We start from the raw sequence: 18,757 nt of genomic DNA, 5'->3' as shown, positions 1-18,757 counted from the left end.
TACCAACCTTCTTTCCGCCAGAATAGTGTTCGGCCGGGGCCGTTTTCCAGTTCGCGCTGCAGTAAAGCTCACTTCCTATATTGTACCAAACAAAAAGATAATAACACACGATCCGCCTAAGCGCTTCAAGCCAACTCGGATATTAGCCCGTTTGGCATTGACTAGCGTATTGGATCGGCTCCCATGAATGATCTCTCCCAAACTTTCCCATACTAAAAAGAAACGGTTCGGGAACACCGCAGCAACGGTTCAGTATAGAGCTTTGAAAGGAGAGAGCCCTTCCGTGCAGAAACTCGCTCGCAGTGACAAATACCACCAGCGCAAGCCCCGCCGGGCTTGGCGGCTGCTGTTCAAGCTTACGCTCGGCGCCGGACTGCTGGGCGTATGCGCCGCCGGCATCCTGCTGCTATACCTGTATCAGGCCGATCTGCCCCTGGCGGATTCCGACCGGAACTCGCAGTTGATCGACAGCAAGGGGAACGCGATCGCCGTTTTTTCGGACGGCGGCAAAAACCGCGAAAGCGTGGATCTCCCGGAGATTTCACCTTGGCTGATCAAGGCGACGCTGGCAACCGAAGACCGGCATTTTTACGATCATTTCGGTTTTGACTTGAAAGGCATGGCCCGTGCGGCCCTTGTAAATCTAAAGGAGATGGGCAATGTTCAAGGGGCCAGCACGTTGACGCAGCAGCTCGCCCGCAATCTGTTTCTCAGCCATGAACGGACCTGGTCGCGAAAAATTAAAGAGGCTTTATACACGGCCCAGTTGGAAATGAAATACGACAAGGACGACATCCTCCGCATGTATTTGAACGAAATTTACTACGGCCACGGCGCTTACGGAATCGAGGCCGCCGCGCGAATGTACTTCGGCAAGCCCGCCAAAGACCTGAGCCTGGCCGAAAGCGCCATGCTGGCCGGAGTGCCCAAGGGGCCCACGTATTATTCGCCTTTTAATCATATGAAAAACGCCAAAGACCGGCAGCGTACCGTACTCTCGGCCATGGTCGCCACCGGGGACATTTCCCGGGAGGAGGCGGATCGCGCCTATGACGAGATGCTGGCCTTTCAGTCGCCGAAGCAGCAAAATCCCGTAGACAAAGCTCCTTACTTCCGCGATTACATCCGCAGCGTCGTGGTGGATGAACTGGGGTTCGATGAAACGCTGCTGGAGCATGGCGGGCTGAACATTTACACGACGCTCGATCCGGACGCCCAGCAGGCGGCGGAGGCAGCCGTGGCCTCGGAGCTGGGCAACACGCCGGAGCTGGAAGCCGCCCTGATTTCCATCGATCCGCGCAACGGATACGTCAAGGCGCTCGTCGGCGGGGCCAACTACAAGCAGAGCCAATACAACCATGTCTTTGCCACGACCCGCCAGCCGGGTTCCAGCTTTAAGCCGATCATGTACTTGTCCGCGCTGGCCTCCGGCAAAATGACGAGCGCCAGCAAGTTCAGCAGCCAGCCCACGCTGTTTCATTATGACGACAACCGCAAAACCTACAGTCCGAAAAATTTTGGGGACAAATATTTGGGAGAAATCGACATGCGCCAGGCGATCGCCCACTCGGACAACATTTACGCCGTCAACACGATTTTGACCGTCGGCGCCGAACAGGTGATCGAGCTGGGCCGGAAAATGGGTATCACCAGCCCGCTGCAGCCGGTGCCGTCGCTAGCGCTGGGCACTTCCCCGGTCAGCCCGTTCGAAATGGCCACCGCTTTTGCGGTGATCGGCAATCAGGGCCGGAGCGTCAAACCGGTGGCCGTGCTGAAAATCACCGACTCCAGCGGGCGCGTACTGTACGAGGCCAAAACGCCCAAGCCGGAGCAAATCGTCGATCCGGCGGCGGCTTACGTGCTAACCAGCCTAATGGAGAGCGTATTTGAAACCGGGGGCACCGGGAACCGGGTGGCGGGCGAAATCAAGCGCCCGGTGGCGGGCAAAACCGGCACGACCGGCACGGACGCCTGGCTCGTCGGCTTTACGCCGGAGCTGTCCACCGCCGTCTGGGTCGGGTACGACAAGGGCAAAACGCTCGGCACCGCGGAATCGCGCAAGGCTGCGCCGATTTTTGCCAAATATACGGAAAAAGCGTTGGAGAAAGTGCCGCCGAAAATTTTTCCGATTCCCGACGGCGTCGTCAGCGTCTATATCGACCCGGAGACCGGCAAGCTGGCGACGACGGACTGCCCCGACAAGAAGCTGGAGGTGTTCATCCAGGGAACCGAACCGACGGAATACTGCGAAGCGCACGGGGAAGGAAAGCCGGAGCCGCTCCCGGAACCGGCCCAGACGGAGAAGCGGAAAACCCATTCCTGGTGGAACGATTTGAAGCGCTGGTGGATGGACTGAAGCGGGTAGGCGGAACTCTCATGATGTGTGGACGAAACGCGCCCGGTTCTATACCATAAAAAGGAGTTTAGTTTGTAACTGCAAAGCTTAAAATGCAACTTCAAACACCTCTTTAAAGGAGACTCCCTTGGATATGAACCAAATCGCGAAAAAAATCATCCCCGGCCGCCCGCTGCCTCCGGAGTTTTACCGGCTCACCGCCCTGAAAGCCGGCCCTCTGCTTCTGGGGCACACGCTGGTCCGCCGGACGGAGGATGGCGACATCCGCTGCCGCATCGTGGAAACCGAGAGCTACGGAGGCGTGGAGGATAAAGGCAGCCACGCCTTCGGCGGGCGCCGCACCACACGCACCGAGGTGATGTTCGGCGAGGGGGGCATCGCCTATATTTACCTGATTTACGGCATGTACAACTGCCTAAACGTGGTTACCGGCGTGCCGGACGATCCGCAGGCGGTGCTGATCCGCGCCGTGGAACCGCTGTCCCCGGCCGATGAAGCGCTGATGCGCCAGCGCCGCGGCACGAACGCACGCCGTCCGGTCGACTTGTCGGGAGGACCGGGCAGGCTGTGCCGTGCCCTGGACATCGACAAGTCGCTGAACGGCGTGCCGCTCCGCGAGCCCGGGACGGCGCTGTGGCTGGAAGCCGGAGACGGCGCGCCCGGCGGCGCCGTTATGCAGGCGCCGCGGATCAATATCGCTTACGCCGCGGAATATGCCGAAAAGCCATGGCGATTTTATCTCCGCGGTAACCCGTACGTTTCGGTCGTTGATAAGCAGGCCGTTGTTTGGACGAATTAGGATTAGGACTAGGATTCCATTTTATCCCACAACTTTGGCATGTTTCATCCGTTTAATTCTACGTATCTACTTATTCAGTAGGAGGATCTACTGGACCTTATTTGGCTCTAAATTAGTTCATCCAGGACGATTTGAGTTAAATAAGGTCTTCTGTGTCCGTGCATTTTGCAAACCTCCGTTTTTCCTCAGATAGCGGCTCTGGTGTCCCATAGCCCCCAGTTTCCTCTTCTCTTCCCCTCTCTACCTGCCCATCGCCCCCTACTATGCCCGAAATTTTATAATTCAACTTTCGCAGCAAAAAAACGGCAGACAAGCCTTGATGTAGCTGGGTAAAGCAGCAATCCATTGCCGGAGTTGACGTTGAATCATTGGCGGACAGTGTCTTCACAGCTTTTTGGGCTACTTCGTTGAGGAAGCGTCAACGATGTAGGGGCGTCACGATCCAGCGGGGTCAGCGTATCAATCTTTTGCACCATGGCTGTTTTCGAGCAGTGTCACAAATCGACGCCAGGGGAGGGGGATGTCTAAAGGGACTGTTTAAGGCGTTCGTGTCGTGGTGTTGTCCCTGCCTGCTGCCTGCCTTTGCACGATTATCCCTTTCGTTCATGGAGCAAGGGGTTGGGGGGAGAGAGCAAGGGTTCCGAAAAAGAGAGGAGAAAAAACAAAAAAGATGAGGAAAAAATGAGGCGGTTCAGGTGAGATTTTCGGCTTGATAAAGGAACGTGTGTTTTATATAATGAAATAAATGGAACTTGCGTTCGTGAATTTTTGATTCGGGGGCGGGCAAACATGGAGATCAATGCGGGAACGGAACTTCAGCCATTCAGCAGCCGTTTTAACAGCGAGCAGGACTGCATGGAGGCGCTAATCGCGATGAAGTGGCCAAACGGCTTCGTCTGCCCGCGCTGCGCTTACGCCCGGTGCAGCCGCCTGACTTCCAGGCATATCCCCTTGTTCGAGTGCGGAAATTGCAAGCATCAAACATCGCCTTTGGTCGGTACGATTTTTGAAGGAACGCATCTACCCTTGCTCAAGTGGTTCAAGGCCCTGGATTTATTCCTGCCCCCGGGCGGCATCTCGGCGCTGCGGCTGAGTAAGGTGGTCCGGGTCACCTACAAAACCACCTGGTCGATGCTGCACAGTGCGCCACGAGGCGCTTTATGTTGATACATTTCAATTTAACCGGCTACCTCAACCCGGTTAGGCTAGGAAGGCATGCGTCGGCTTCGAGCAAAGCCGGGGTCTGAAGCCCTTCCGACAATGTAGCCGTAAGGGAAATCCATCTTCCCAAGAGGCGGCGCTAGCCTCGATGACCTGCTATGGTCAGCGCAAGCAAAGTCACGTCTGAAGCGCGGTCATTCGAAATATCCGAAACCGATGGACGACACGGGTTCACGGAGTCGGTCTTGTCTTGATCTCCTGTCTTGATTCCTCTCTTGATTCCTCTCTTGATCTCCTGTCTTGATCTCTTGTCCGGTCTGTTTCACCCCTCTAAACCTGATTTCTTCTCCTAAGCCCGTCTAAATTATCTCGAACCTATCTGCTTCTCCACCAAATATTTCTTCTCCCGAGCTTGTCTGTTTCTCTCCTACCTGATAAAACGGGATAATCGTGCAAAGTCTCGGGACAGGGAGTGTTGATCTGCCGTCCCCACCCCCACTTCCCTATCCTCAAGCTTTCAACGCAGGGACTCAAGTTGATTTTTGCTCGGCGAAAGTTGAGGTCATAGGTTCTATAATGCCGAAAAAAACAGTGAACCCTTGCCGCAGCCTGGACGGCAAGGGTTCACTGTTTTTTTATTTGCATCTCACGGACTTTTAAGCTTCCAATGCGCTCTTCAGCTCTTCCGGCGTGCGCTCCCACCACTCGGCGTTGGTATCGATCAGCAGGTTTTTAAGCGCCGCTTTTTGCACCGCCGTCAATCCCTCCAGGATGACCCGCCGCTTCAGGGCGTAGTCCATTTTATTGACGTGGTCGGCAAGGATTTTCCAGCCGCGCCGCGCCTCTGTATCGATCCACATCTCGCAGGCGGTCATCCCGCCGTAAAATTGCCCTTCCGGTCCGCGATCGACCGCGACCCAGACGATCCAAACCTGCCGGCCGTTCGGGACATCCTCCCGGTTCATCGAAAATTTGATGCCTTTTTCCACCTTACTTTTGGCGTGCATCGCCCCGACATCGATGTACGCTTCATCGCCGTCGATGATGACCGGCGACATACTGTTCAAATCGATGGAGCCTGCGCCAAAACCTTTATGCTTGCTTTTCTCGTCGTTGCTGATGATATTCAGGGCGAAAATTTTTTTACCCGTTTTTGGTGATTGATCCATAATGTCCTCCATTATTCGCGAATCTGGGGCCTTATTGATTAATTCAATTTTAGCTAATAATCTGCCAAAAGCAAACATATACATGCTGTAGATGCTTGTCAACGGGAGGTATCCATTGTATGACCCGACGTACTAAGATCTATGGCATTTCCATCCTTGCATTGTGTTTAATTTTCGGAACGGCTGGGTATGCCCTCCACGCGGGCCCGGAAATTGCGGCTTCGTTCGCCCCGGAAAAGGGCAAGCCCAAGGTCGTCCAAAAAACCGGACAAACCCCGGCCGCACCGCAGGCCGAAAGCATTCAACAGCCGAAGGCGGAGGTGCTCAGCAACCGGGTCGCCGAATACCACATCGACGTTGCGCTTAATGAACGGGACGGAACGCTTACCGGCACAGAGACGTTGACATGGACCCATCCCGGCAAAAAAACGGTCAACGAAATTTATCTGCACTTGTACCCTAACGCCTTCTCCTCACCGGACACCACGTTTATGAAAGAATCGGGCGGCAAGCTGCGCGGAGATATCATGCCTAAGGACGGCTGGGGCTCCATGGAAATCACCGAGCTGCGGACGACGGACGGCATTTCCCTGCTCCACCGGCTGCAGTATGTGCAGCCGGATGACGGCAACGCGAAAGACAAAACTTTGGCCAAAGTCCGTCTGCCCGTAGCGGTTCAAGGCGGGGAAAGCCTTACGTTGAAGATGAAGTTCACCGTCAAGCTGCCGAAGGTTTTTGCGCGGATGGGGACGGCGGGGAATTTCGTGATGGCCGGGCAGTGGTTTCCGAAAATCAGCGTGTATGAGCCTGCGGGCACCCGGGGGCGCGCGGCGGAAGGTTGGAATCTCCATCAATACCACGGAAATTCCGAATTTTATGCCGATTTTGGCATATACAGCGTGAGAATTAATGTGCCTGAAGCCTATACCGTTGCCGCTACCGGATTTCAGACGAAAAAAGCCGCCGTCAAAGGCGGACGGAAAACGGTGCAGTTTTACGCCGACGATGTTCATGACTTCGCCTGGGCGGCTTCCCCCGATTTCATTTACGCGGAAGAGCCGTTTTCCTCCTCCGAGGTGCCGGGCGTGCGGATCAAGCTTTACCTGGACCCCGCCCATCAGGATTTGAAAGAGCGCTACTTCTATGCAGCCAAATCGGCTTTGTCCAATTTCAGCAGGTGGTACGGACGGTATCCTTATTCCACCCTGTCCATCGTGGTCCCCCCCGCGGACGGAAACGGGGCCGGCGGGATGGAATACCCGACGCTTGTGACCGCTTTTGGCGCTAGCGGCGACTCTCCCGGTTACGATGAGCTGGAGCGGACGGTCATTCATGAAATCGCGCACCAGTTTTTTTACGGCATGATCGCAAGCAATGAATTTGAAGAGGCTTGGCTGGATGAAGGCTTCGCTTCCTATGCGGAGGATAAATTAATGGAGCAGGAGTTCGGCATCACCCCGGCGCTTCCGATCCAGGCCGCCCTGATTTCCTCACCGGCTCCGCTGACCCTGAACGCCTGGAAGTACGGATCCAGCGACGGCTATACCAAAAATGTCTATTACCGCGGCAAGCTTATTTTGCTCGATATTGAACGCCAGGTGGGAAGCAAAACGATGAAGCGCATTTTGACGGTATATGCCCACAAGTACCGCTTTAAACATCCAACGACGGCCGATTTCCAGCGGGTGGTCGAACAGGTCACCGGGCGCAGCTGGAAAAACTATTTTTCGCAGTATGTATACGATGGAAAAATGGCCGACTTCTCCGTCGACAAGATCACGGTGAATCCGCTCCTCCAGGACGGGACCGCCGTTTACGAATCCACCGTCGTCATCTCCCGCAAAGGGGCGACCTATCCGAAGGTTCCTCTGCAGTTCACGTTCAAGGACGGCCATACGGTGCGAAAACAATGGAGAGGCGAGGACAGCCGCGTCGAGCTTAAACTGCAATACAAGGAACCGCTTGCTTGGGTGCAAATCGATCCCGACTATTCGCTGGTGGTCGAAAACAAACACATCAACAATTATTTGAAGACGGAAGTACCCGAGCCCCTCCTTTCGCGCTCCAATATGAGCGTGACCAAGCTGCTGGAAGCCCTGCTCGGAACACTTATATGGTAAACGCCGGCAGAACTCAGTTTATGCTTCTGAAGTAGTTTTGCTCGAAGCATATCGAGTAAAGCAACGCTCGCAAAACTTTTAGGAGGTGAAAATATGACTTATGTGCGTCAGGGGTGGAGCCTGCTGAAAAGCCAGTTTCCCTCCGTCATCATTTTGTTCCTGTATCAGCTGCTGTGGGGGTTGTTTTTGTACCGCCTGGTCGATACCGCCGTTACCGCGCTACTGCAAAGGTATCCGGATCCGCCGCCCACGCAACTCAGCCGAATTCTGTTCCTGCTGGAAGGGCGTATCCATTTGGGGAGCAATCCGGACGTCCGCCTCTATTTAGGATTGCTGATCGGCATGGCGGTCCTGCGCCTCCTGCTCACGCCTCTTATTCAAGCGGGAATTCTATACGGGCTTGTCCCCTCCGAGAGCCGTGGACACGGGCTGCCGCTGTTCCGCGGAATGAAAGAATTCTGGAAGCCGGTTGTCCTGTTTTATGCCATTGAACTTATTTTAATCATTATCCCGGCCTTCTGGGTTATTCCCAAGCTCCTTGTTTTATGGCCGCATCTGCTGGGGGCCGGAGGACAGATGGCCCCGCTGCTGAAGGGTCTCATCTACATCCTGGGCTGGTTCGTTTACGGCTGGCTGGTAAGACAATGCATTCTCTACGTACAATTTGGGTACTTGTTCAAATCAAGCGTCTGGGGTTCCCTCCTCGTCTGCTTCCGGCACCTTCTGCAGGGCATCGGGATCTCCTGCATACTGGGCGCATTCGGGCTGGGCATGTTCCTGCTGTTCGGAACGGTCTCCTGGATCTGGACCGGAATGCTGGCGTTGATCCTCCAGCAAACCTATCCTCTCTGTCGCAGCGCTTTTAAAATTTGGCAGGTCACCTCGCAATATCGCCTCTGGCAGACAAAAACCGAGAAAAGTTAAAATTTTTTCATCTCTCCGAAACCTTTACGGCACAAGGCCTCCGCGACTTTGCGAAGGCCTTGTGTCAGGTTTTCCCCTCTTAGTCTCGCGAATTAACCATTGCCAAATGGTCCCTGTCTTTGTTAAAATAACAGCAACACAATTTCAGTAACAGTTTTGTAATTATTTTTGTCATCTTTGGCAGGAAAATAGCAAGTTACGTCGAATAAGTCTTATCAGGTGAGAAATCAAAGCCGAATTCCCTGCGCCGGGGAAACGGGGGAACCACTTTGGGTGAATTGATCTCGTAAGCGAGGGATCATAGGGAACCTTCAACCGAATCCTTAAGCTAACCTCGTAGGCATTGGAAGGAGCATAATTCTTGAAAAAGCGTTTGACCGTAACAGCAGTAAGTTTTGCATTGCTTTTCACGATCGGAACCGGCAGCGTTTTCGCGGATTCCAAACTGGACAGCGCCATTGAAGAAGGCCTCGGATCTCCTTACTCCGCAGGCGGAACAACAACGTCCGGTTTTGATTGCTCCGGATTTACGATGTATGTATTTAACAAGCTCGGCATCGATCTTCCTCATCAATCGGGCTCCCAATTTGAGATGGGAACAAGCGTTTCCAAGGATGAATTAATCGCAGGCGATCTGGTGTTCTTCAACACTTCCGGCGATGGCATATCTCATGTTGGTATTTATGTCGGCGACGGCAAATTTGCGCATGCCTCTTCTTCCAAAGGAGTTGTCATCAGCAAACTGAGCGAAAGTTACTACGAGAAGCGGTATGTTGGAGCTAAGCGCATTATGAGCTCCGAGAAATTTGAAGCTGTGACAGCCGAACAGTAAGTCGCAATCCATAACGAATTCGACAAACCCGCAGGGATGATTGGGATATCACGTCTCCTGCGGGTTTTTCCTGTCTACCGATCCCCCTTAGGAATCAATACCCAGATCACTCCGCTCCTCACACAGGCCAAAAGCATCCTTTTTGGCGGGAAACTTGCCAATGTTGGCCCACTTTGGTAAAATGACCAACAGAAATAGTAACAACTTTGTAATTTTTGTTGTGACGTCGTTTTTGGGTGCATACTACATGAAGCTGCCGAATTCCCCGCACCCGGGAAACGGGGGAACCACATCAGTCAGGGTGAATTGATCCCGCTTCAAAAGGATCATAGGGAACCTTCAACCGAATCCTTAAGCTAACCTCGCAGGCCTTGGAAGGAGTTAGACATCTTGAGAAAGACTTTAGCAGCAGCGGTAACGAGTTTGGCTCTATGTTTCAGTCTGGGAACGGGAAGCGCCTTTGCGGACGAGCAGGAAACGTCGCTCTCCAACATCGTCAATTCCGTGTACGGCACGCCCTACAAATACGGCGGCACCAGTACGGCCGGATTTGATTGCTCCGGGTTTACGCGGTATGTGTTCGAACAAATGGGCGTTACGCTTCCTCGCGTATCCACGGCCCAATACAAGGTAGGAACACCGGTATCAAAAAGCGAACTGCAAGCCGGCGATCTTGTCTTCTTTAATACCCTGGGTGGCGGAAAAGTATCGCATGTGGGCGTCTACGTTGGCGACGGAGAATTTGCCCATGCCTCTTCATCCAAAGGAATCCGGATCGACAAATTGAGCAACAGTTATTACCAAAACCGCTTCGTTGGCGCGAAGCGGGTGCTCAGCAAATACGGTTATTCCGTATACGCCGCGGAATCCTGAACCTCCGCCGGCGCTTAATTTCGCTCCGCATGACCTGCCCGCCGTAAGCTTATTCTTTGGGAATTGGCTTGCGGTTTTTTTCATCCCTATCTATATAACGAAGCGACCCGCCAAAAGGTTACCGAATTTTTGTTGATTTCCATAAATCCACAGGTGTCCGAGAGACGGCAGAACCTTTACAAGTCAAGTAAATCCCGTTAGAGTGAGGGTAATAGGAATGCCGTTTTTAAAGGAGGATCCCAATGGATAAACCGATTGTTCAGTTTCGCATCGTCCCCATGGAAGAGAGCCACGGCGCAGAAATTTGCACCTGGCGGTACGATTCTCCCTATGACGTTTACAGCTGGCTTCCTTGGGAACAAATGAAAGCGCTCGATGTCGAATTCGGCAACCCGGCGATCAGAGCGGAGCAATACGTGTCCGTGCTGGACGAGAACGGAGAACTCGCCGGATTTGCCCAATATTTCCCGTTGGAAAGGGTTACGCGGCTCGGTATCGGCATGAAACCGGAATTGTGCGGACAAGGGCTCGGCAAACGGTTTGTAACGGCGATCGTCGAGGAGGCGCTGCGGCGGAAACCGGGCCATGAGATCGATTTGGAAGTGCTGACGTGGAACACCCGGGCGATTCGCGCTTATCAAAAGGCCGGCTTCACCATCACGGACCTTTACGACAAAATGACCCCTGGCGGCATCTCCAAGCCTTTTTATTGCATGGTGTATCGAGGGCCTCACCCCTCATCCTGAAATGCTCCTGATCCATTAGAACGGACTTGCTATGAAGTTTGTTACAAATTTTACCGCAATCACGACGGAATTGTTCCTATTTTTGACACAAAGACTATGATCGAGCGGCATGTTCCGTTATAATGGAAAAGGTAGCTTACATAGGAGGGGCGATTGGAATGCAAAAGTGGATCATGAGCGGATTGTTCTTCGTGGCTTGCGCTATGGCCATCGTATTGATGTTCACCCTGCCGAGCCGGGAGCAGGCCGCCAAGGAAGCCAAACCGCAATTGCCTGAAATTACGATGAATGCGGCACAAGCCGAAGCCACCGTAAAAGCAAACTGCATCACCTGCCACGGCGATCAGTTGCAAGGGGGCGCGGGACCGAATCTGCAAAAGATCGGCGCCGAACTAACGGCTGACCAGCTTTACGGCATTATCACCAAAGGCAAAGGCGGAATGATGCCTTCCTTCAAGGATCGGCTCAAGGATGAGGAAATTGCCAACGTCGCGATGTGGCTCGCGGAGAAAAAATAACGGCAAAAATAACGGCATATGAAAAGCACGCCCGCCGGAAACTTAAGCGTTTCCGGCGGGCGTTTTTTGCCTGGCCTAATCCGCGGCGCGCATTTTCTCGAACGCCTCGTTATATTGCTGCGCTTCTTTAATATCCACTGCCGTAATTCCGCCTTCTTCCCATGAGGTCAGCCGAAGGGTCACGGTTTTATAGTCGATCGTAATAAACGGATGATGATTAAACGCTTCCGAAATCGCAGCTACCTCATCCACGAAAGCAATGCCTTTCATAAAATTGGAGAACGTATATTTGCGGAAGATCCATCGTCCTTCCTCAAGTTCCCAGCCTTCCAGCTTTTCCAAATGCGCTTGTACTTCTTGCGGTGTAAACGGCATCATTTATCCTCCCCGTTCTCTTCAAGAACTCCTAGTTATGTAAGTATCCTCTGGCGCATCGGGACCTAAGCTTCCGGCCCCGTCCTCAACTATTTTATTCCACATACAACCTGAACATGCGTAATGCTTCCTGACTAACTATTTTACCACGGAATCCCGCGCCAAACCAAATCTCTCTAGATCAAAGCCACGGAAGTAAGCTCTTCGTCCCCGATCAGAAAATTGATGCGGTGCCCCTCAGGATCATAAATAACGATCGCGCTCCCCACCTCAAGAACGGGCTCCGCTCCTAACGCAAAAAACAGGTCTTCAGCCAGCGCTTCCTGCACTTCGGCCCGCTCCTCGTCCGCCAATCCCGCCCACTCCGACGATTCCATATCAAAGAAAAGGTAGCTATCGGAAATCCGGCCCACCGCTTTCGTCAGGTCGGCCAAAATATATTCATAATCTCTTCCGTGCTTTACTCCCACCGTGATATCCTCCCTTGATAGCCCTGGTATTCAGGCTATGATCTTATTATACCTGAAAAAACCACTTAAAAAAAAAGGGAAAACTGTCGATAAAATAGATAAATCTTTTTTTAGGCAGCAGTAACGTCTTTTCCGCAAGGATGCGGAAAGAAAGAAAGGATTCAATTTAACTCAAGGACGAGGTGTACAATGGAAATTTCATCGATTATCGGACTTATTCTTGGATTCGTTGCGCTCATTGTAGGGATGTTTCTAAAAGGTGCGCCTATTGGAAGCTTGGTCTCCAACCCAGCGGCCTTCGTCATCATATTCGTCGGAACCGCGGCGTCGCTGTTCATGGCCTTCCCTATGGCGGATATGAAAAAATTCCCCAAGCTGCTTAAATTGATCGTCTCTCAACCGAAGATGATCACCAAAGCTGAATTGATTACGTTGTTTACGGAGTGGGCCACGATTACCCGGCGCGAAGGACTCCTGGCCTTGGAAGCGAAAGTCGAAGAAATCGATGACGACTTCCTGCGCGGAGGCATGCGCATGATCATCGACGGCAACGACCAGGAATTCGTTCAGGACGTGCTTACGGAAGACATTGCGGCTACCGAAGAACGGCATAAAGTCGGGGCGCAGATCTTTGCCCAGGCTGGGATGTATGCGCCGACCCTCGGCGTTCTCGGCGCCGTCGTCGGTTTGATTGCGGCCCTTTCGGATATGAGTGATATCGAAAAATTGTCCCACGCGATTTCCGGCGCTTTTATCGCCACCGTATTTGGTATTTTTACCGGTTATGTGCTGTGGCATCCGATCGCCAATAAATTGAAACGTCTCTCCAAAAAAGAGATGGAAGTGAAATTAATGATGGTGGAGGGACTGCTGTCGATTCAATCCGGCGTATCCACCATCGCTATTCAACAGAAGCTGGCCGTGTTCTTAACCCCTGCCGAACGTGCGGAAATTTTAGAAAAGGGGGTAAATGAAGGTGAGCAAAAAGAATAAACACCAGGATCACGAGGAACATGCCGACGAAAGCTGGCTGCTTCCTTATTCCGACTTAATGACGCTGCTGCTGGCGCTGTTCATCGTCTTGTTCGGCATGAGTACGATCGACGCCAAGAAATTTGAAGAAATGAGCCAGGCGTTCAATAGTATCCTTACCGGAAGCGTCAGCATTTTGGACCAAACGTCCATGACCGAAAAACAGGATTCGTCCAACGGACTGGACAAGCAGCCGGAATCCTCTTCCATGATCAAGAACAACAGCGAGCTGATGCGCAAGGAACAGGAAAGCCTGGAGGCCCTGAAGCGGCAGCTGGACAATTATATTAAACAAAACGGGCTGACCGACGATCTCGATACAAAGCTCAACCAATCGCAGTTAATGATCACCATTAGCGACAAAGCGTTGTTCGCTTCGGGTAAAGCCGAAGTCAAGCCGGAATCCCGTCAGCTCGCCAAAGCGATCTCGACGATGCTGCAGGAGTTTCCGGACTATGAGGTGATCGTTTCCGGGCATACGGACAACGTCCCGATCTCCACCTATGAATTCCCGTCCAACTGGGATTTGAGCGCGGAGCGCGCCTTGAACTTCATGAAGATCCTGTTGTTGAACTCCAACCTGGATCCGAAGAAATTCAGCGCGATCGGCTACGGCGAATATCACCCCGTCGCCGGCAACGATACGGCAGCAGGAAGAGCCCAGAACCGCCGGGTCGAGGTCTCGATCATCCGCAAATATGTGGACAGGAATCAACAGCTTGGCGTTACTGCGGCGCATTAAGCGGCGGCATACGCGCAAACCACGAAGGCAGACCCTCACGTCAGAGGGTCTGCCTTCGTTCGCTCTTGATTGGTTTTTTAGGTCAGCGTATAGTTCAGCGCTTCGCCGAGCTCCCGCTTCTCCCGCTCGGTCAGGTCCCGCCAAGTGCCGGTCTTTTGCCCGCCCAGGTGGATATTCATAATCCGGATCCGCTGCAGCTTGCGCACCTCATAACCTAGCGCGCTGCACATCCTGCGGATTTGCCGGTTTTTCCCCTCCGTTAAAATAATCCGAAACATCCTGTCCGAAACCCGGGTCACTTTACAGGGCAAGGTCATCTGGCCTAAAATCTTCACGCCTTCGCTCATCGCCTTCAAGAAGCCGGGTGTCATCGGACGGTCCACCGTCACAATATATTCCTTCTCATGTTTGCCTTCGGCCCGCAAAATTTTGTTAACGATATCCCCGTCGTTCGTCAGCAAAATCAGCCCCTCAGAGTCTTTATCGAGGCGGCCGATCGGGAAGATCCGCTCCGGATGTCCGACAAAATCGACGATATTGCCTTTAACATGACTCTCCGTCGTACTCGTAATCCCTACCGGCTTATTCAACGCGATATAGACGTGTTTGGTCGGCTTAGGCGCAACCGGCCTTCCCTCGACTCGTACATCGTCTCCCGCTTCGGCCTGGCTGCCCAGCACGGCGGTGACGCCGTTAATCGTCACTTTCCCCGACTCCACCAGCTTGTCCGCTTCGCGCCGGGAGCAATATCCTGTCTCACTGATAAATTTGTTGATTCTCATGTTGTTATCTTATCCACCCGCCTCTGTAAATTCAAGCCGCCTTGCCTGCGGCTAATCGGCCAAATCCGTCATTTCTCCGGAGTCCGCAGCTTCCTCCGCGGAAGCCAGCGGCAGCGTAATCGTGACGACCGTCCCCTTGCCCAACTCGCTTTCGATCAGCATTGTTCCGCGATGGCTCTCGATAATCCGCTGGCTTACCATCAGACCGAGACCGGTTCCTTTCTCCTTGTTCGTGTAGAAGGGTTCACCCAGCTTGTGCAGCCGCTCCTTCGCGATGCCTTCGCCCTCGTCAATCACCCGCAGCACCGCTTGGCCGCCTTGGCCCGCCTCCAGCTGAAGGGCGATTTTCCCGCCTTTCGGCATGGCTTCCATGGCATTTTTCAGCACATTGATAAACACTTGTTTAAGCTGATTTTCCTCACAATGGACAAAAACGGGCTGCTGCGAGAAAAGAACCTGAAATTCGATATTATGTAAATGTGCCTCACTGTCCAATAAAGAGACGACGTCCCCCACTGTAAAACGGACATCCTTCGTTTGAAATTGCACGGCTTGCGGCTTCGCCAGGATCAAAAATTCACTGACGATCAGATTAATCCGGTCCAGCTCGGCCAGCATGACATCCGTATGCATCGTATTGATCGTTTTGGTCTGCTGCTGCATTTGCAGAAACCCCCGCAGCGTTGTCAGCGGGTTCCGGATTTCATGGGCGACCCCTGCCGCCAACTGGCCGACCGTGGTCAGCTTTTCCGATCGGCGCAGCAGTTCATCCATCTTATTGTGTTCCGTCATGTCCCGGGAAATGCTGATAAACGCCGTGATTTTTCCTTCCTGATCATAAATCGGCGATACGCTGATGCCGACCTCGACACAGCTGCCATCCTTCCGCAGCCGTACCGTTTCCGTTACGACGGAGACCGTTTTGCCGTAGGCCTCTTCTTCCTGGCGCCAGGCCAACCTGTTGTCCTCTTCCTCAAAGGGAGGAATAAAATCAAGGTGCGAACCGATGATCTCTTCGCTCTTCCACCCATACAAGCTCTCAAAAGCGGGGTTTACCAGCAGCACCCGCCCCTCGATATCCGTAATATGAATCGCGTCGGCGGTCTGGCTGATGATCGATTCCAAATATTCTTTCATGGAGCGGTTTTCTTCGTTTTTCTGCGTTAATTCCCTGGTGTAGTTGCCCAAGCTGTCGGCCATCGCGTTGATTTTGTTAGCCAGCAGGCCCAGCTCATCCTTCCGGTCGACCTGCAGCCGGGCTTCAAACTGCCCGACGGACAGCTCATTGACCTGGTCGAGAATATTCCGCAGCGGCTGGATCAATCGCCCCGCCATCCAATAGCTTGCCAAAATCATTAAAAGGAGTAAACTAAAGGAAACCGTGAACTGGCCGATCACCTGCCTCGAAATAGCGTTCGCGATCGGTTCATAGCTGGAGATGATCCGAATCACGTAAGGCGCCTGTTTGTTCGGGAGAATCGGAACATAGCTCACCAGAACATGCTTGTTATTGATCACCGTGTCGTACAACAGGCTTTTCTTTTGGCTGATCGTTTCCCGGACGGCCCTTTCCACCATGTCGTCATTTTTGTATTCATAGGTTCCGAATAACAGATGATCCTGATTGATTTGCTCTGGATTAAAGCCGCTGATTTCCAGCAGGCTTTGATTGGTGCCGAGAGATTCCCGCACGATCCTTTCCGGGCTGGTCATATAAAGAATCCCGTCCACCATTCCGCTGCTCATTTTGTCCCCGAGGGACATCTTTACATAGTTATACATCGAGCGACTTTGTTCGACAGCTAGGGCGATATGCTTAGCCGTCAGCATCATGTTCGCTTCCCGGTCTCTGCGCAGATTGTCCCGGGTCGAGAAGTAGCTTAGCACGATATTCAAGGACAAGATAATCATGGCAAAACATGAGATGATCAAAGCAAGTTTGGTTTTTATAGTCAAAGTTTCACCCCACTTCTGAAGCCATAGTATGGGTTTTTATGGTAATCGTTAATTTCTACTTTCATCATACCTTTTACGACAAGTTTTGCAAAGACGTTGAAATTCCCAGATCGTTTCCCTACAATAAGTAAAAATGCCTACACAGTTGGTTCTTTGGTTGTATCGAGCTATTAGCAGTGGACAAAACACCAACTTATCCACATCCTATTAACATATCAACAGGACCAAAGTATAATATGTGTATAATAATGGGGATATTACCCTACTTATACACAGTGTTATGCACAATATGTTAACAACGAATGCTTGTTCGTTGGACAAACCTTGGACAAACCTGGGGATGAACACCTTAGAAGGAGTTGAACGGATTATTGATATCTTATCCGCATGAACACTGGATGAAGGAGGCGATTCGCGAAGCGAAAAAGGCGGAAGCGATCGGAGAGGTCCCTATCGGAGCGGTAATCGTGCTGGGTGACGAAATTGTCGGCCGCGGCCACAACTTGCGGGAAAGTTCACGGGACGGGACAGCCCATGCCGAAATGATTGCGATCCGGGAGGCCAGCGTACATTTGGACGCTTGGAGGCTGCTCGATTGCCGGCTCTACGTCACGCTAGAGCCTTGCCCGATGTGCGCGGGCGCGATCGTGCAGTGCCGGGTTCCCCACGTCGTTTACGGGGCCCCCGATCCAAAGGCCGGCTGCGCGGGAACGCTGATGAACCTGCTGCAGGAGCCCCGTTTCAATCACCGGACCGAAGTTACCGCCGGAGTGCTGCAAGAGGAATGCGCTTCTTTGCTGACTTCGTTTTTTCGCCGATTGCGCCAAAAATAAAGGTCCCTAAAGTAAAACCTCCAGCCCTGTGAATAAATAAGGGGTTCTGGAGGTTTCTTCGTTTATATGATTCCATCAATATCAATAGCCGAAGCTTCGCATCTCTTCCTTAAACTTATCCAGCGTCATCGTCTCGGCCGGGATGCCGATTTCGAACTCCGGCTTTTCATTGATATGGCTATAGGTGCTGGTCGACTGTAGCGCCATTTTTACGTTGTCATTCGTTTGTGCATCGTTGAATTCCACGTCGGCAATAAGCGTCTGATAAACGGGAAAGTTATTCCCATCGATCGCCGTATCCACGGTAAACCGGTGAATTTGCAGATGATCGAAGACTTTAGGCAGCACATTGTGGATAACTTTTGCGGCCGCCTCCGCATCCGTATCGTTCGTTGCTTCAAACCGAACGACCTGTTTTGCTTTGATGCCTTCCGGCAGCTCCGCTTCCTCGGGCTTCATCGTTTTAAAATATTTGTCCGGCTCAAACTGCCCAAGTACCGCCGTCATCAAATCCGCGCCAAGCTTCTGCGTCTTCTCCGGATCGAGCAGATCCGGGCCGAACCCATCGCCGCTCTGCTTCGCCAGCTCTTTCCAATCCAGCTCGACGAATTGCCCCGTAACGGACTTCGGCATCGGCAAAAACGGAACGCTTGGAACTTGCAAATACAGCTTCTCCTTCGTCATCACGAACGGAACGGTAATGGTTGCGGCCGCTTTACCGGCCAGTTTGATTTCCAGCTGTCCTTCGGTTTGCATCGGGTCTTTGCGGTAAATCTGCCGTATGTTGATTTCAGCGTCGGAAAGCGCCGAGAGGATCGCAACGAGATTCGGATTCAAAGATGGGGCGTTAACGGACAGACCCGAAATTTTAATGCGGTTCTCCAGGACGAAAGAATCCATGCCGAGCGCCTGCAGAGCCGCCCTGCTTAACGCTTCCTTCGGCTCCTTCTCCGCGGTGGCGGTGCATCCGGACAATATGGCAACTACCGGCAGTATGACCAGCAGTACAGACAGTACAGACACGTAAAACCGTTTTTGAAACATACAATCTCCCCGTCCAACCTTATTC

At 52.7% G+C, this 18,757-nt stretch carries 17 protein-coding genes, 1 pseudogene and 2 riboswitches; of the genes and pseudogenes, 12 read left to right on the top strand and 6 right to left on the bottom strand.

Annotated elements, in window-relative coordinates; translation table 11 throughout:
- The first annotated feature begins 283 nt into the window (after nt 1-283).
- The 3 genes and pseudogenes from NYE69_RS03640 to NYE69_RS03630 form a co-directional block, all read left to right on the top strand.
- Nucleotides 284-2,356: a transglycosylase domain-containing protein gene (locus NYE69_RS03640; RefSeq protein WP_445744744.1), complete on the top strand. Its 2,073-nt coding sequence runs from the start codon at nt 284-286 to the stop codon at nt 2,354-2,356.
- A 133-nt stretch (nt 2,357-2,489) separates the two neighbouring features.
- Complete coding sequence (locus tag NYE69_RS03635; RefSeq protein WP_340924051.1) at nt 2,490-3,155, top strand: DNA-3-methyladenine glycosylase; 666 nt, start codon at nt 2,490-2,492, stop codon at nt 3,153-3,155.
- 789 nt (nt 3,156-3,944) lie between these two features.
- Nucleotides 3,945-4,295, top strand: a pseudogene (locus NYE69_RS03630) (transposase); the annotation flags it as partial.
- Between the two features lie 677 nt (nt 4,296-4,972).
- Here NYE69_RS03630 and NYE69_RS03625 read toward each other — a convergent pair.
- Nucleotides 4,973-5,485 carry a YwhD family protein gene (locus tag NYE69_RS03625; protein WP_340924044.1) on the bottom strand — a complete coding sequence of 171 codons (513 nt, stop codon included), beginning with the start codon at nt 5,483-5,485 and terminating at the stop codon, nt 4,973-4,975.
- Nucleotides 5,486-5,604: 119 nt separating this feature from the next.
- On the opposite strand from NYE69_RS03625, the gene NYE69_RS03620 reads away from it, so the two are divergent.
- The 6 genes from NYE69_RS03620 (at nt 5,605) to NYE69_RS03595 (ending at nt 11,498) form a co-directional block, all read left to right on the top strand.
- Nucleotides 5,605-7,605: a M1 family metallopeptidase gene (locus NYE69_RS03620; protein WP_340924041.1), complete on the top strand. Its 2,001-nt coding sequence runs from the start codon at nt 5,605-5,607 to the stop codon at nt 7,603-7,605.
- Between the two features lie 93 nt (nt 7,606-7,698).
- The gene (locus NYE69_RS03615) at nt 7,699-8,529 is read left to right on the top strand and encodes a hypothetical protein (protein ID WP_340924038.1); all 831 of its coding nucleotides are present in this window, start codon (nt 7,699-7,701) and stop codon (nt 8,527-8,529) included.
- A gap of 221 nt (nt 8,530-8,750) precedes the next feature.
- Nucleotides 8,751-8,887: riboswitch (cyclic di-AMP (ydaO/yuaA leader) on the top strand.
- 3 nt (nt 8,888-8,890) lie between these two features.
- Nucleotides 8,891-9,361 (top strand): C40 family peptidase, encoded by a 471-nt coding sequence (locus NYE69_RS03610; protein ID WP_036618032.1) that lies wholly within the window; start codon nt 8,891-8,893, stop codon nt 9,359-9,361.
- 244 nt (nt 9,362-9,605) lie between these two features.
- Nucleotides 9,606-9,747, top strand: a riboswitch (cyclic di-AMP (ydaO/yuaA leader).
- Nucleotides 9,748-9,751: 4 nt separating this feature from the next.
- Nucleotides 9,752-10,234, top strand: a complete 483-nt coding sequence (locus tag NYE69_RS03605; protein ID WP_340924035.1) for a C40 family peptidase — start codon at nt 9,752-9,754, stop codon at nt 10,232-10,234.
- Nucleotides 10,235-10,476: 242 nt separating this feature from the next.
- Entirely contained in the window at nt 10,477-10,980 is a 504-nt protein-coding gene (locus NYE69_RS03600; RefSeq protein ID WP_326045270.1) for a GNAT family N-acetyltransferase, read from the top strand.
- Nucleotides 10,981-11,138: 158 nt separating this feature from the next.
- The gene (locus NYE69_RS03595; protein ID WP_036618037.1) at nt 11,139-11,498 is read left to right on the top strand and encodes a c-type cytochrome; all 360 of its coding nucleotides are present in this window, start codon (nt 11,139-11,141) and stop codon (nt 11,496-11,498) included.
- 75 nt (nt 11,499-11,573) lie between these two features.
- Here the strand turns inward: NYE69_RS03595 and NYE69_RS03590 are convergent, their stop codons facing one another.
- Nucleotides 11,574-11,873 (bottom strand): 4a-hydroxytetrahydrobiopterin dehydratase, encoded by a 300-nt coding sequence (locus NYE69_RS03590; RefSeq protein WP_036618039.1) that lies wholly within the window; start codon nt 11,871-11,873, stop codon nt 11,574-11,576.
- A gap of 176 nt (nt 11,874-12,049) precedes the next feature.
- The gene (locus NYE69_RS03585) at nt 12,050-12,343 is read right to left on the bottom strand and encodes a hypothetical protein (RefSeq protein ID WP_036618040.1); all 294 of its coding nucleotides are present in this window, start codon (nt 12,341-12,343) and stop codon (nt 12,050-12,052) included.
- A gap of 189 nt (nt 12,344-12,532) precedes the next feature.
- Between NYE69_RS03585 and motA the strand changes: the two genes are divergently transcribed.
- Together motA and motB are read left to right on the top strand one after the other, a co-directional pair.
- Nucleotides 12,533-13,336: a flagellar motor stator protein MotA gene (gene motA / locus NYE69_RS03580; protein ID WP_036618041.1), complete on the top strand. Its 804-nt coding sequence runs from the start codon at nt 12,533-12,535 to the stop codon at nt 13,334-13,336.
- Nucleotides 13,314-14,117: a flagellar motor protein MotB gene (gene motB, locus NYE69_RS03575; protein ID WP_155621386.1), complete on the top strand. Its 804-nt coding sequence runs from the start codon at nt 13,314-13,316 to the stop codon at nt 14,115-14,117. Before motA ends, motB begins: the two co-directional genes overlap by 23 nt.
- Before the next feature lie 77 nt (nt 14,118-14,194).
- Here motB and rluF read toward each other — a convergent pair whose 3' ends face one another.
- Both rluF and NYE69_RS03565 read right to left on the bottom strand, forming a co-directional pair.
- Nucleotides 14,195-14,899: a 23S rRNA pseudouridine(2604) synthase RluF gene (gene rluF / locus NYE69_RS03570; RefSeq protein WP_328271957.1), complete on the bottom strand. Its 705-nt coding sequence runs from the start codon at nt 14,897-14,899 to the stop codon at nt 14,195-14,197.
- A gap of 51 nt (nt 14,900-14,950) precedes the next feature.
- Nucleotides 14,951-16,855: an ATP-binding protein gene (locus tag NYE69_RS03565; protein WP_328271956.1), complete on the bottom strand. Its 1,905-nt coding sequence runs from the start codon at nt 16,853-16,855 to the stop codon at nt 14,951-14,953.
- Between the two features lie 371 nt (nt 16,856-17,226).
- On the opposite strand from NYE69_RS03565, the gene tadA reads away from it, so the two are divergent.
- The gene (gene tadA, locus NYE69_RS03560; protein ID WP_082207595.1) at nt 17,227-17,688 is read left to right on the top strand and encodes a tRNA adenosine(34) deaminase TadA; all 462 of its coding nucleotides are present in this window, start codon (nt 17,227-17,229) and stop codon (nt 17,686-17,688) included.
- Between the two features lie 81 nt (nt 17,689-17,769).
- On the opposite strand, the gene NYE69_RS03555 is transcribed toward tadA, so the two are convergent.
- Entirely contained in the window at nt 17,770-18,732 is a 963-nt protein-coding gene (locus tag NYE69_RS03555; protein WP_340924016.1) for a hypothetical protein, read from the bottom strand.
- Between the last annotated feature and the right edge of the window lie 25 nt (nt 18,733-18,757).

This window comes from Paenibacillus sp. FSL R5-0527, from assembly GCF_038008055.1.
Taxonomy (GTDB): domain Bacteria; phylum Bacillota; class Bacilli; order Paenibacillales; family Paenibacillaceae; genus Fontibacillus; species Fontibacillus macerans.
This window is presented reverse-complemented; position numbering and strand designations above follow the sequence as displayed.